Source organism: Bacillus sp. BS98, assembly GCF_008432245.1.
Taxonomy (GTDB): Bacteria; Bacillota; Bacilli; order Bacillales; family Bacillaceae_G; genus Bacillus_A; species Bacillus_A toyonensis.
Genome location: NZ_CP043830.1, coordinates 903,007 through 916,413 on the forward strand (window position 1 = coordinate 903,007; position 13,407 = coordinate 916,413).

A 13,407-nucleotide genomic window follows, 5' to 3' on the forward strand; every position below is an offset into this window, starting at 1 on the left:
CCTTCTCTAAATTCGATCTTGTTTTCCTGTTTACACATGTTTTCATATGAACTGTCTATTATTATTGTACTTTAAGAGATTAAAGACACTCGTAATGATAAGCCAGTTGTACGTTTCTACGATTTTCTGTCGTGGTGCGTATGACTGGCTTTTTGCTGTTAGGGCAGTAAGACCAAATCTCGGCATAAGAAGATAAGGATAACTGTCTGTAAAAAGCGTCAATACGTTCTTCATATTTCATTTAGGGAGGAATTGAAATGTCGATTATTACAGAACAAAGTACGAAGATGAAGTTTGCAAAAAAATATGAGGGTTATGAAATTATTCCTCATCCGGAGCATAAACGTTTATATCATATTATGTTAAATCAGCAATTGCTTAAGCAGTTTTTTGAAGAGGTAAAAGAGCATTCAGAGCAGTCATTACAATACATTCCGTATTCACGGTTTAATCTTGCTGATGGAATGAGAAAGATTTTTGGGCAATCATTTATGGATAACATTCGCGGCATTATTCATGACCGTGAAACGGGCGGATTTACAATTGGGGTGCAAGGTGAAACGGCAGATCCAGCAGATTACGTGAAATTTGCAACAGCATTGACCCATTTAATTGGGACGCCAAACTTTGATGCAATGACAGGAACGTATTATGCTAGATTTAATGTGAAAGATACGGATAGTAGTGATTCTTACCTTCGTCAAGCGTACCGATTGTTTACACTTCATACAGACGGTACATTCGTTGATGAACCGACAGATTGGCTTCTTATGATGAAAATGGAAGAGCAAAATGCAGTAGGAGGAGAATCTCGTTTACTACATTTAGACGATTGGGAAGATCTTCAAAAATTTAGAAACCATTCACTCGCATCTGTTAAAATTACGTATAAAGCACCACCAAGTAAAAATGCGCAAGAAATCGTCTATCGTGAAACGTTTTTTGATATAAATAACGCACCATGTATTTGCTTTATTGATCAGTTCGCTTATCCAGATAATATGGAACAAGCGAACTATTTGAAAGACTTATCCTATTCAGTTGAAAACTCAAGGGCAACACATGCATTAAAATTACCAGTTGGTGACTTAGTTCTTTTAAACAATTTATTTTGGATGCACGGAAGAGCTGCATTTAAGAAAAATAAAGATTTATATAGAGAACTCATGCGTCAGCGCGGTTGTTTTTCTAAATAATATGTACGGCGGGTCTTTCGAATAGACCTGCCTTTTATCCCGCTATTTGCCGGGCAGTAAAACTCCCACCTTAAAATTCGGCTGAAGCAAAGAAGTTAGGTGGAAGATTAACTGCCCGTAAACGCCCGATTGGTGAAGACTAATAATCAGTGGGGATGGACGAAACCCCACTGATTAAAGTTTCACTTTATACGATTAAGGGGGAATTAGAGTGTATGACTTTATAATTATTGGCGGAGGAATTGTTGGTCTATCAACTGGAATGGCTTTAACGAAAAAATTCCCTCGTGCGAAAGTCGCGATCATTGAAAAAGAAAAGGAACTTGCACACCATCAAACTGGACATAATAGCGGAGTAATTCATTCTGGCATTTATTATAAACCAGGGAGTTATAAAGCAAAGTTTGCCAAAGAAGGAAATGCAGCTATGGTTCAATTTTGTAAAGAAAATGACATCGCTTATGACATGTGCGGAAAAGTAATTGTCGCTACAGAAAGAGAAGAACTGCCTCTTTTACATAACTTATATGAAAGAGGCTTACAAAACGATTTACACATTTCAAAAATAGATAAGAAAGAATTAGCTGAAATTGAACCTCATGTAAAGGGACTAGGGGCCATCCGTGTTCCTTCTTGCGGGATTGCTAATTATAAAGGAGTAAGCTATGCATTTGCCCGTTTGATTCAGGAAAGCGGCGGAGAAATACATTTAGGAACAGCCGCAGAGCGTATTATTGAGAAAAAAGACGCTGTAACAATTGAGACAAACAAAGGCACATTTAAAACGAAATTTCTCATTAACTGCGCAGGCTTACATAGCGATCGCATCGCAAAAAAGACAGGCATATTAACAGATATGAAAATCGTGCCGTTCCGCGGTGAATATTATGAACTCGTCCCAGAAAAACGCCATCTCGTAAAACATTTAATTTATCCAGTTCCAAACCCAGAATTCCCATTTTTAGGTGTTCATTTTACAAGAATGATAAACGGGGACGTACATGCAGGACCAAACGCAGTAGTAAGCTTCAAGCGCGAAGGTTATACGAAAACGGACTTTGATATGAAAGACTTCATGGAAACAATGACATACACAGGCTTTTGGAAAATGGCGATGCCAAATATGAAAGCAGGCATAAAAGAGATGGTGCGCTCATTCAGTAAACAATCATTTTTAAAAAGCTTGCAGCGCCTCATACCAGAACTAACAGAGAAGGATATCGTGCCAACACATGCAGGGGTAAGGGCACAAGCTATTTTATCAAACGGAAATATGGTTGATGACTTTTGCATTATTCCTGGCATCAATTCTCTGCATATTTGTAATGCACCATCTCCAGCTGCAACGGCAAGTATAAAGATTGGTGAGGAAATTGCTAAGCAAGTGCCGGATGTGGTGGCGGTGAGGGTTTGATGGGTCCCCTGAGTTTTCAGGGGATTTTTTTGCTTTGAGGTTTGGTGAGTGGGGATAATAGTCACCAACTATCTACTGTATAAAAAAGTAGACAGTTGTGTATGTTTTTTTAAAAATGTATACAGATTTATCCCGCTATTCGCCGGGCAGTAAGAATCCCACCCCAAAATTCAGCGAAAGCAAAGAAATTAGGTGGGAATCAACTGCCTGTAAAAGCCCGATTGGTTCAACTAATAATCAGTCGGGGATGGACAAACTCCCCACTGATTAAAGTTTCATTTTATGCTCTATCCGTTGGCATGATATTTGCAATGAAAATAGTATTAACATATAGGGGAGAGATAGAAATGAAGGTTAGTAAAATATATACAACAATTGATGCTCACGTAGCTGGGGAGCCGCTTCGAATTATTACAGGCGGCTTGCCAGAAATAAAAGGGGAAACGCAACTAGAAAGACGCGCATATTGTATGGATCATTTGGATCACCTTCGTGAGATTCTTATGTATGAACCGAGAGGGCATCATGGCATGTATGGTTGTATCATTACACCGGCTGCAAGTGCTCACGCTGATTTTGGTGTTTTATTTATGCATAATGAAGGCTGGAGTACGATGTGCGGCCACGGCATTATTGCTGTTATTACAGTAGGAATTGAAACAGGTATGTTTGAAGTGACTGGTGAAAAACAAAAGTTCATTATTGATAGTCCTGCCGGGGAAGTCATCGCGTATGCAAAGTATAACGGGAGCGAGGTAGAATCCGTATCATTTGAAAATGTTCCTTCATTTGTATATAAAAAAGACGTTCCTATCAAAATAGATAACTATGAATTTCAAGTAGATATCGCGTTTGGTGGAGCCTTTTATGCTGTAGTGGATAGTAAAGAATTTGGTTTGAAAGTCGATTTCAAAGACTTACCTGCTATTCAAACGTGGGGCGGAAAAATTAAACATTATATTGAAAGTCAAATGGAAGTAAAACATCCATTGGAAGAAGGTTTAAAAGGAATATACGGTGTTATTTTCTCAGATGAACCGAAAGAAAAAGATGCTACTTTACGAAATGTGACAATCTTTGCTGACGGGCAAGTAGACCGTTCTCCTTGCGGCACAGGAACTTCTGCGAGACTCGCAACTCTTTTTGAAAAAGGTGCCTTACAAAAGGGAGAAACTTTTATCCACGAATGTATCACAGATGGTCATTTTGTGGGAGAAGTATTATCTGTAACAGAGGTAGCTCAATATGAAGCAATCGTTCCGAAAGTAACTGGGCAGGCATTTATTACAGGATTTCATCAGTTTGTATTAGATCCGAGAGATGATTTGAATCGGGGATTTTTGTTAGGATAAAGTGAAACTTTAATCAGCGGAGGGGGTTATCCTCCATTGATTATTAGCCCACACCAATCGGGTTTTTACGGGCAGTTGATCTCCCATATAACTTCTTTGTCCAACCGAATTTTCAGATGGGAGTCTTACTGCCCGTTAATACGGGATAGAAGGAGGAGGTGGAAAGATATGCTAGTTATAAGCGCAGAAGAACAAAGAAATTTAGTAAATATGAACGAAGTCATTGCATACGCGGCGCTTGCTTTACAAGAATTTTCCGCAGAAAGAACAATCACACCAATACGTACTTCATTACCATTTGCAAGCGAACAAAATACGGCATTAATTATGCCTTCAGTAGCGGAAGGACTTGAGGCACTCGGCTTAAAAGTAGTAACAGTCGCCCCGCAGAACAAAAAGATAGGAAAGAAAACGATAAACGGGATTGTAATGCTATCAGACTTTCAAACGGGAGAACCACTCGCACTTTTAGAAGGATCGTACTTAACGATGATCCGAACAGGTGCCTTATCAGGAGTAGCAACAAAATATTTAGCTCGTCATGACGCAAAAACTTTATGTATTATTGGAACCGGTGAACAGGCGAAAGGAATTGCAGAAGCAGTATTCGCGGTTAGAAATATCGAAAAGGTCATTTTATACAATCGAACGGAAGAAAAAGCGTATGCATTCGTGCAACATATACAAACGACATTCGGCAAACCTGCTTACGTTTATAGAAATCCAAATGAAGCGATAAGCGAAGCAGACATCATCGTCACAACAACAAATGCATCTACACCAGTCTTCTCAGAAAAACTACAAAAAGGTGTCCACATAAACGCCGTCGGTTCATTCAGACCGAGCATGCAAGAACTACCATCTCACGCCATCGCGAACGCAAACAAAGTAGTAGTCGAATCAAAAGAAGCAGCATTAGAAGAAACGGGCGATCTTCAAGTGCCAATAAAAGAAGGTTTATTTAAAGCTAGCGACATACACGCCGAACTTGGTCAAATTATAAGCGGTGAAAAAGCTGGTAGAGAGAATGAGGAAGAGATTACTATTTTCAAATCAGTTGGCTTGGCCGTAGTAGATATTATCGTTGCGAAGTATTTGTATGAGAAAGCGGTGGAGCGTGGGATAGGGAATAGGATTGAATTTTGAGGCTGCCTTTTGGTGGTCTTTTTTTGTTTATAATGCGTGTACACGTATCAAATGCAAAAGCTAGGGTTAAAGGACGTTCACAAGCAGTTGTCGAGCTTCTTCGCATGGGAGAGCTCGAATTATAAGAAAGCAGCCGACTTTTATACAAAGAGTCGGCTGTTTTTTGTTTCATGCTCTATATGAACGATAGTAATGTCTCGTACATAAATAGGTAGTGAGGAAGGGATATATTTAAAGTGTTTCAAAGTTCAATTGAAGAAATTATTGTTCATCCTGAGGGGGAAGATTGATATAACATACACAGAAGTGATGGTTGAATGTCTTTGTATGGTTTATATAAAAAGTCATCAAGCTTGACTATTATTTGTTATAGTTAATATAAAAAGAGGTTAAGGATATGAAGTGGATAATTTCAGCAAACCCGAAAAAATATGACGTAGTAAGTGCTTTTAATCAATATGATTATATTGATTGGAGCCAAAGTGCAAATCACGAAGTTGGGGATGTTATTTACATTTATTGTTCGGCTTTTATAGGGAAAATAAAATTTAAGTGTATTGTGGAAGATGTAAATATACCATGGGGGAAAATTAACGGTGATGATGGGTTTTGGATAGATAAAGAAGATTATCAAAAGGCAAAAACAAAAAAATTTATGCGCTTGTATTTACAACAACAGATTGAGTCTGATGACTTAGCTTTTGAAAAGTTAAGGGAAAACGGATTGTTAGGTAATATTCAAGGTCCAATGAAATTAGAGTCAAAAGTCGATTTACTAAGCTATATTGAGCGGTGTTTTAATGAAGATTGTTCAAAATCAGTTTATCCAGATGAAGTGCCAGAACAATTATCTATTATGGAAGGACATCGAAAAACAGTAATCGTTAATCAGTACGAGCGTAGTGCTGTAGCAAGAAGGAAATGTATTGAACACCATGGTTGTTATTGTCATGTTTGTCATATAGATTTTGAAAAACAATACGGTTCTTTAGGCAAGGGATTCATTCATGTTCATCATAAAATACCACTTAGTGAAATAGGGAATGAGTATGAGGTGGATTATGTGAATGATTTGATACCAGTTTGTCCTAATTGCCATGCTATGCTTCATAGAAAAAGTATGAATGGTTCCTTTTTAACGCCTGAAGAATTGAAAGTGTTAATTAATAAGTAATTTAAGCTGGGGGAATTGTAGATGTTATTTGAAGGGGAAGTAATTGAGTTTGTATGTAATTATTTAGCTGAGCATGATTTTGAAATCATCCAAAAATTAAGTACGAAAGAACAAGGTGATGATATCGTTGCGTTGAAATCAGGGATGAAGTTAATAATTGAAGCGAAGGGTGAATCAAGTTCTAACAAGAATTCGAATCGTTATGGGCAACCATTTAATTATAGTCAAGTAAAGACGCATGTTGGGGTAGCGGTGTATAAAATATTGGAGATTTTAACAAGGGAGATGAATGATGGTAATGCTGTGGTTGTTGGGATGGCATTACCAAATAATGAAAATCATAGAAAATGTGTTACTAAAATCTCGTTAGCCATTAAACCGTTAAATATAGTTTTGTTTTGGGTTAATGAAGATGGAAGTGTTGATATTGAAGGGAATTTAATTTGATATTAGAGAACGACTAGATTAGATACTGAATAATTTTTTTGTATAAGAAAGCAGCCGATTTTTATGCAAAGAGTTGGCTGTTTTTTATTTATTTAATACTCTAAAGAGATACATCTTAAAGAATATAAGATATTTATGTTCAAAACGCTTTGGTAATCAGGATTTTCTGGTTGTATATGTAAAAAACATACTAGTATCTAATTAGAGAAATGAATTTGGAAAATAGATTAATTTTAATTAGATAGGGATAATTATGGGATATTCAATACAAGAAAGAAGTTATTTTCTATGCTCAGATCAGTTTATTATGGGTTAAATTAATAAATTTAAAACTTTCCACATATACGAAAAAGTTTGACAATACATACTGGTAGTGGTAATTTAAAACTTATAAGAAAACTCGGAATTAATTCCGAGTTTTCTTATGTGTATAAATAGTTCGAGGGGGCCGAAAGATGAAACGGAAGTTATTTGCATTACCATTTGTCCTAATACTACTTATTGCATTAGCGGCTTGTTCTGGGGAAAAAGATTCTTCGAAGCAAGCGGGCACTAGTAAGTCAGGGAATCCGAAAGATGGAGGGGCCTTAACGATTGGTGTTAGCGATAATCCAGATACGATGAATCCGCTTTATGCGAATGATCGTGTGTCATTAACTGTGCAGCAGGCTTTATATGCGCCGCTATATCACATGGAAGACGGTAAGAAAAAGTTTGTTCTTGCTGAGAGCTTTACGCCTTCAGAAGATCAATTAACGTGGACGTTGAAATTAAAAGATAATTTAAAATGGCATGATGGTAAGAAAATTACATCAGACGATATAGCATTTACATTCCAATCTATTTTAGATGAGAAGCAAAATAGCTCAAGTCGTGAAAACTTTATTTTTAAAGGAAAACCGCTTGAGGTGAAAAAAGTAGATGAGTTAACGACTCAATTTGTTTTACCGCAAGTAAGTGCATCTTTCGAAGGTGTAATGAATGATTTCTTCCCAATTCCGAAACATGTATTTGAAGGGGAAGCAGATTTAGCGAAGAGTACGAAAAACTTACAGCCTGTTGGATCAGGTCCGTTTAAGTTTAAAGAGTATAAATCAGATGAGTACGTTGCATTAGATCGATTCGATGATTATGTAGGTGGTAAAGCTAAATTAGACTCTATCGTATACCGCGTTGTAAAAGACCGTAATACAGCAAATGTTTCACTGCAAAATGGTCAAATCAACATGAAGATGATTGAGCCGCAAGACTTTAAGAAATTAGATAGCACTGGGAACTTCTCAATGGTGACATTCCCTGAAGGTAGATTATTCTACTTATCTTATAACATGAATACAGATTTGATGAAGAAAAAAGAAGTGCGCCAAGCAATTGCGCATGCGTTAGATAAGAAAGAAATGATTAATTCAGCGTTCGTTTCAGGTGAATTTGCAGAACCAGCAAATTCAATCTTAACGCCAGATGCTATGTATTATGCGAAAGATATTAAAGACTATAAGTATGATAAAAAAGAAGCGAAAGATTTATTAGCAAAAGCTGGCGTGAAAGATAAAGAAAAAGTACGAGTTATGTATGTAACGAATAATAAAATTATGGAAAGCTTAGCGTTATATACACAACAAAAATTACAAGAAGTTGGCTTACAAGTTGAACTAAATGCATTAGATGCTAGTGTGGCAAGCGAAAAAGGCTTAGATAAAGAGAATAAAGAATATGACATTACATTTGGTGGTTACATTATGGGACCTGAGCCAGATTCATATAAGAGCTTATTCTTAAGTAATGCGGAATACAATTATGCACGATATAAAAACGCTGATTTTGATAAGTTATGGGAAGAAGCTGCAGTTGAAACAGATAAAACAAAACGCGCAGAGCTATACCATAAAATTCAAGAGACAGCGAGAGAAGACGTACCTTATCTACCAATCGCATATCCGAAAGCAGTTATTGCAGTAGATAAAAAGTTTGATGGATTGAAAGAAGCGAAAGCAATTCCTGTCACAATGTTTGAAGATCTATCTAAGATTTATGAAGTGAAATAAGAAACAGTAAAGAAGCTGGTGGAAATCAGCTTCTTTATCCCGCTTAACGGGCAGTAAGGCTCCCGCCTCAAAACTCGATGAATGCGAGGAAGTAAGGCGGGAGTCGTCGGATTGTCCGTTAAAGCCTAATTGGTGCAGGCTGATTAAAGTTTCGCTTTATCCTGAGGGGGGAAGTTTGTGTATAAAGTAATTGCAAAGAGGCTTTTAAATGCAATTCCACTTTTATTTGTTATTTCTATTATTTCTTTTCTATTAATAAAATTAGCGCCAGGGGATCCGGTTCGAAACTTTGTCACGCCGAATATGAGTCCAATTGACGTGGAGCGTATTCGCAAAAGTTTAGGACTAGATCAACCCATTTACGTGCAGTATTTTTTATGGTTGAAAAACATTTTAACAGGAAACTTTGGTTACTCACTTCAAAATCATCGTCCTGTTTTGGAACTTATCACAGAAAGATTACCTGCAACAATTGGGTTAATGGGATCATCTTTACTCGTCTCATTCGTAATCGCAATACCACTTGGATTATTTACAGGTGTGAAAAAGAATTCATACTTTGACCGCATTATAAACTTTATTTCATACGTTGGTATTTCTATGCCGGTTTTCTGGTTTGCACTACTATTAGTCTACTTATTCTCTTTAAAATTGAACCTACTTCCGAGTATGGGTATGCGCACCGTAGGTAAAGATTCTGTCTGGGATATTGTGCAACACGGCATTTTACCTTGCATGGTGCTAGCGTTCCAAAACGTATCTGTTTATATGAGATATATTCGTTCAAGTACGATTCAGCAATTAGAAGAAGAATATGTACAAATTCAATATGCGTACGGTGCTTCAAAGAAAACAGTGTTATTTAATCACGTGCTTCGAAATGTATTAATACCGATCATTACAATTTTCGGATTATCGATTCCAAGTTTAGTAGGCGGAGCGTTTATTACGGAGACAGTATTCTCATGGCCAGGACTTGGTTCACTTGGGGTAAATGCTATTTTTAGATTTGATTATCCGATTATCATGGCAATTACATTACTATCATCATTCATGTTAATTCTCGGTAACTTAATTGCTGATATTTTATATGGCGTAGTAGATCCGCGCATTCGCATGAGGGGGTGATTTGGAATGAATAATAGGAGATTTCAAACGATAAAAAGTAGTTTTACGAAAAATAAGTTTGTAGTAATGGGAGTTATTATACTTTCGGTTTTAACGATCGCATCAATTTTTGCATTCGTATCGCCATACGATCCTAGTAAAATGTCGATTCCAGATCGTTTACAAGAACCGAGTTTAAGTCATCCTTTCGGAACGGATGATTATGGAAGGGATTACTTAACGAGGGCGTTATATGGCGGACGCGTTTCACTTGCAGTCGGTTTCCTTGCGATGGTTGTTTCTATTACAATCGGCACTGCAGTTGGAACAATTAGCGGATATTTTGGCGGAAAGTTAGACAACTTTTTAATGCGAGTTGTTGAAGTACTTATGTCAATTCCATCATTCTTTTTAATGCTACTATTAAATGCGTATTTAAAACCAGGAATTACGACGTTAGTTCTTATTATTGGATTACTAACGTGGATGGACACTGCGCGTATCGTAAGGGCAGAAACGTTATCTGTAAAAGAGCGAGAGTACGTTTTATACGCAAAAGTATCAGGACAAAAATCACTCATGATAATTGTAAGACATATCATTCCTAACATTTTATCAACCATTATAATCGCCGCGACATTAACTATTGCGACATCGATTTTAATGGAATCATCACTTAGCTTCTTAGGATTAGGTATTAGAGAACCAGATTCTTCTTGGGGCAGCATGCTAAACAATGCGCAAGGATATATTGGTGAAGCTTGGTATTTAACACTCTTCCCAGGATTTCTTATCCTTTTAACGGTACTTAGTTTTAACGTAATTGGTGAAGCGCTTAAGAAAGCTTTCGCGCCAAAAGGAGCTGGACATGAAAACTAACGTGTTAAGTGAAAGGAGTGAGAAACGTGTCTGAAAAACTACTAGAAGTGAAAAATTTAAAGACTTCTTTTTTCATAGAAAGTGGCGAAGTTGAAGCAGTTCGCGGCGTTACATTCCGCTTAAATAAAGGAGAAGTAGTCGGTATCGTTGGGGAGTCTGGAAGCGGAAAGAGTGTAATGGCAAAGTCCGTTATGTCTCTCGTTACGTCGCCAGGGAAAGTGAAAGAAGGAGAGATTCTTTTTCATAATGAAAACATCCTTTCTAAATCTGAAAAAGAATTGCGTTCTATTCGAGGAAATCAAATTTCACTTATCTCTCAAGATCCAATGTCGGCGCTAAATCCAGTCGTGAAAATTGGGAAGCAAATGACGGAAGTAATTATACGACATCAAAAAGTGAAAAAGAAAGAAGCAGAGCAAATCGCGGTCAACTTGTTAAAACAAGTCGGTCTTTCTTCACCAGAAGAAAGGGTGAAACAATATCCGCATGAACTAAGCGGAGGTATGAAGCAGCGAGTTATGATCGCAATGGCGATGTCTTGTAACCCTGACCTTCTCATTGCGGACGAACCGACGACAGCACTTGATGTAACGATACAAGCACAAATACTAGATTTAATGAAAAACTTAAAAAACGAAACGAACATGGCGTTACTTCTTATTACGCATGACTTAGGAATAGTCGCACAAAACTGTACACGCGTTATCGTTATGTATGGCGGACTTATTATGGAAGAAGGACCTGTACTTGATATTTTCCAATCGCCGAATCATCCATATACGAAAGGGCTATTAAACTCTCTGCCAAAAATAGCGAACGGCGTAAAAGAAAGACTCGCTCCGATTCAAGGTGTAACACCAAACTTATTAAACCCACCACAAGGTTGCCCGTTCGCAGAGCGTTGCCCGCATACGATGGACATTTGTGAAAAAGAACGTCCACCATATTTTGAAATCGGAAACGAAAGACGTTCCATGTGCTGGCTAAACGATAGGGCGGTAGGTGATTTTCATGCATGAAGAAAACTTAATTGAAGTTCGGAACTTAAAAAAGTATTTTCCTATTAAAAAAGGACTATTCGGCAGAAAAACAGAGCAATTAAAAGCAGTCGATGACTTAAGCTTCACTATTAAAAAGGGTGAAACATTCGGGTTAGTAGGAGAATCTGGATGCGGAAAATCAACGACAGGAAGAAGTATCATTCGCTTACACGATGTCACTTCAGGTAACGTTTTATTTGATGGAAAAGATATCGCAAGTTTAAAGGAAAGTGAACTAAAAGAATATCGAAAACGAATGCAAATCATTTTCCAAGATCCATACGCATCATTAAACCCGGCAATGAATGTATTCCAAATTATTAGCGAACCGATGAACATTCACGGTTCTTACACAGCCGAAGAAAGAAAAGAAATCATTCTAGACCTACTCAAAAAAGTTGGCCTAAAAGAAGAACACCTATATCGCTACCCGCACGAATTTAGCGGAGGCCAAAGACAGCGAATTAGCATCGCGCGCGCACTATCTGTAAAACCGGACTTCATCCTATGTGACGAACCAATCTCAGCACTCGACGTCTCAGTCCAAGCACAAGTCGTAAACATGCTGCAAGACATCCAAGAAGAAACAGGCGTCACATACTTATTCATCGCACATGACCTATCTATGGTAAGACACATATCAGACCGAATCGGAGTCATGTACTTAGGAAACATAGTAGAAATTGCCGACAGCGAAGACCTATACACAAAACCGGCACATCCATACACACAAGCACTACTCTCATCCATGCCAGAACCAGACCCAACAAACGCAGGCAAAGAACGAATCATTCTGCAAGGTGAAGTTCCAAGCCCGCTCAACTCACCATCCGGCTGCAAATTCAGAACGCGCTGCAAATTCGCCACTGAAAAATGCGCACAGGAAGTACCGAAAATGGTTGAGATTGCGAAAGGGCATCAGGTGGCCTGTCATTTGTTTTAGAGGGAGAGCACTAAGGGGGACCTGGTGCTTTTTTCTTTTGTGCTGGGGTGTGGGATTGGTTGTAGACTAATGGTCAGTGATTGTTTATAGTTGCATTTCCTGTTATATAATTTTCCTTATTTTTCAACTATAATTGTAATGATATGTTAGATTGTATATTTTATCTTTAATATATTTAATGGAAGGGGGACTCTCTATGAAATTGCTTCGTTTATTTCTCATTTTCACTCTTGTTGTATTGTTAAGTGCATGTAATACAGCAACAAAAGTCACAAAGGTTCAAAAAAATGGCGAAACGACTTTAACAATTGGTTCTTTGCAGGGGTATTACGATGTACAAACGCTTAAAGCTGAAAAAGGAAATGTGGAAATTCCTTATGAGGCAGCAGTTGAAGAAGGTACGATTTTATTGCAAGTCACAAAAGACGATAAGGTCATTTATGAAGAAGAAGTCACTTCTCAAAAAGAAGGTTTGCTTTCTTTTGAAGCGCCAAAATCCGGATCATATGATTTAATTGTACGTGTGAAGGGTGAAGAAGAGAAAGCGAAAGGAATTCAAATACATACGAAGCTATGAAAAAACGGCAAGCGGAGTATACTCGCTTGCCGTTTCCATTTCCAGTTGGTTCTGGCATAACAAATGCTCATCAATTTCAAGAAGTGA

General features: G+C 37.7%; 12 protein-coding genes and 1 pseudogene. All 13 read left to right on the top strand.

Going from position 1 to position 13,407, the window contains the following annotated elements:
• Positions 1-257 precede the first annotated feature (257 nt).
• The 13 genes and pseudogenes from glaH to F0362_RS04705 all read left to right on the top strand — a co-directional run bounded on the left by glaH (position 258) and on the right by F0362_RS04705 (position 13,320).
• Positions 258-1,196, top strand: coding sequence for a glutarate dioxygenase GlaH (gene glaH, locus F0362_RS04645; protein WP_149889676.1), 939 nt, complete (start codon positions 258-260; stop codon positions 1,194-1,196).
• 211 nt (positions 1,197-1,407) lie between these two features.
• Complete coding sequence (gene lhgO, locus F0362_RS04650) at positions 1,408-2,610, top strand: L-2-hydroxyglutarate oxidase (RefSeq protein WP_149889677.1); 1,203 nt, start codon at positions 1,408-1,410, stop codon at positions 2,608-2,610.
• Between the two features lie 299 nt (positions 2,611-2,909).
• Positions 2,910-3,962, top strand: coding sequence for a proline racemase family protein (locus F0362_RS04655; RefSeq protein ID WP_149889678.1), 1,053 nt, complete (start codon positions 2,910-2,912; stop codon positions 3,960-3,962).
• Positions 3,963-4,130: 168 nt separating this feature from the next.
• Positions 4,131-5,108: an ornithine cyclodeaminase family protein gene (locus tag F0362_RS04660; RefSeq protein WP_000960271.1), complete on the top strand. Its 978-nt coding sequence runs from the start codon at positions 4,131-4,133 to the stop codon at positions 5,106-5,108.
• Between the two features lie 32 nt (positions 5,109-5,140).
• A pseudogene (locus F0362_RS30715) lies at positions 5,141-5,233 on the top strand (hypothetical protein); the annotation flags it as partial.
• Positions 5,234-5,505: 272 nt separating this feature from the next.
• Positions 5,506-6,282, top strand: a complete 777-nt coding sequence (locus tag F0362_RS04670; RefSeq protein ID WP_000871141.1) for an HNH endonuclease — start codon at positions 5,506-5,508, stop codon at positions 6,280-6,282.
• 21 nt (positions 6,283-6,303) lie between these two features.
• Complete coding sequence (locus F0362_RS04675; protein WP_000895898.1) at positions 6,304-6,729, top strand: hypothetical protein; 426 nt, start codon at positions 6,304-6,306, stop codon at positions 6,727-6,729.
• Between the two features lie 455 nt (positions 6,730-7,184).
• A complete protein-coding gene (locus tag F0362_RS04680) occupies positions 7,185-8,774 on the top strand; it encodes an ABC transporter substrate-binding protein (protein ID WP_000823576.1) in 1,590 nt (529 codons plus the stop codon).
• A gap of 177 nt (positions 8,775-8,951) precedes the next feature.
• Positions 8,952-9,902: an ABC transporter permease gene (locus tag F0362_RS04685; RefSeq protein ID WP_000278784.1), complete on the top strand. Its 951-nt coding sequence runs from the start codon at positions 8,952-8,954 to the stop codon at positions 9,900-9,902.
• A gap of 6 nt (positions 9,903-9,908) precedes the next feature.
• Positions 9,909-10,760: an ABC transporter permease gene (locus F0362_RS04690; RefSeq protein ID WP_001065314.1), complete on the top strand. Its 852-nt coding sequence runs from the start codon at positions 9,909-9,911 to the stop codon at positions 10,758-10,760.
• Positions 10,761-10,786: 26 nt separating this feature from the next.
• Positions 10,787-11,779 (top strand): ABC transporter ATP-binding protein, encoded by a 993-nt coding sequence (locus F0362_RS04695; RefSeq protein WP_001291166.1) that lies wholly within the window; start codon positions 10,787-10,789, stop codon positions 11,777-11,779.
• On the top strand, positions 11,772-12,743 hold the full coding sequence (locus F0362_RS04700; RefSeq protein ID WP_000544141.1) for an ABC transporter ATP-binding protein: 972 nt from the start codon (positions 11,772-11,774) through the stop codon (positions 12,741-12,743). Before F0362_RS04695 ends, F0362_RS04700 begins: the two co-directional genes overlap by 8 nt.
• Positions 12,744-12,939: 196 nt before the next feature.
• Complete coding sequence (locus F0362_RS04705) at positions 12,940-13,320, top strand: BA_1872 family lipoprotein (RefSeq protein ID WP_000771813.1); 381 nt, start codon at positions 12,940-12,942, stop codon at positions 13,318-13,320.
• The last annotated feature ends 87 nt before the right edge of the window (positions 13,321-13,407 follow it).